The 1,338-nt window shown below is 43.1% G+C and carries 1 protein-coding gene; it reads right to left on the minus strand.

Annotated elements, in window-relative coordinates; all coding sequences use genetic code 11:
• The coding region (locus ACFFUV_RS23340; protein WP_390198299.1) for a hypothetical protein at positions 1-1,033 on the minus strand (1,033 nt) is incomplete at its 3' end.
• Between the last annotated feature and the right edge of the window lie 305 nt (positions 1,034-1,338).

Below are 1,338 nucleotides of genomic sequence, written 5' to 3' on the forward strand. Positions count from 1 at the left end.
CAACAGCGGTTAAATCAAACTCCAATGTATCAAAAGGCGACGTTGTAACCTTTGTATAACGAAACATTGCCGTATCATCGGATTGTTTGCGTATCTCGACCGCAGCCCTCCCAAGCGGTAAACCGCCAATTCTTTGTTGCGAAATATAGATATAATAATTTACGTTTAATTCCGGGTATAATTTTCCCTCGAAAACGTCTGAACTTGCACCCGTCGCCATTCGTCCGGTATAAAGCCCGGATATTACCGCCGGGGAACCGTTCGACGTAATTTGTATTTCTTTCAATATATTGCACAAAGCAAAATGATAGGTTTGTACTAATGCGTTTGGGTCGGTCGTGGCGTTTGCGTCTTGTTCCCAATTCGTACCGCCCAAAAAACAAGAAACAACACTATCCCCCGGAACGTATATTTGAATTAATGGACGCTTGTTTATCGTTATCCGTTGGATTGTCGGGGCTAACGTTATTAAATTGTATTCCTTTTCTAATCCCGCCAACACGTCGTTATAATCGTCGACTGAATCCGGTTGTACAACTACCTTTTTATCGTAATCGGTAAACGTGCAATCGGTTTTCATGAACTTACCTTGAAAGTATTGGAACCATGTACGCCCGCCGTCGTCGCTCTTTTCAATGCAATACAAAAATTCATTGTCGAACGATTGACGGTTAATGTAGTCGTAATCGTCCCGGACAAAGGTAATTTTGCCGGATAACTTGGCACGATAAAACCGTTGGTTGGTTTCTAATTCGTACTCTTTTGCCAAATCGTCCTTATAAATCGGATGCACGGTTTGACCTTGTAAGACGTTCGGGGCGTCCAACGTCCCCAACTTCAACCATGCCGTCCCGTTGGCGTATTGCGCTTTGTATACATTAAACCGGATATATGCGGCATTGCTTGGTATGTCAAATTCCGTATTTGTGGCGGACGGGCTGCTCCCCCAACCGCCGATAATCTTTTTATTGCTATCGTAAAATACGCCCCCGGATTGCGTGGTGAAATTCTGAAACAATTTGCGGGGGTACACGTTACTAACCGGGATAAATGTACGGGTATAATAGTAATTTGTACTATTCCCGTTTATGTTCCCGGTTATGCGATTTATCGCCCCGTTCGCTAAAAACGCATTTACAAATGAATGTCTATAAATCGGGTTCATATCAATTTTTAATTTTACGTGTCAAATTCTTGTAAACCTCAATAACATTGCCGTTGCCATCGACGTAACGACGGCGGCGGTTTTGTTCCTTAATCTCCCTTACATCGTCTTTTAAATCCCGCAAATCCGGTGCGTTATCTTGTTGAACCGTTACATTTACGCCGTCGGTATTG

Source organism: Vibrio olivae (assembly GCF_042428525.1).
GTDB lineage: Bacteria > Pseudomonadota > Gammaproteobacteria > Enterobacterales > Vibrionaceae > Vibrio > Vibrio olivae.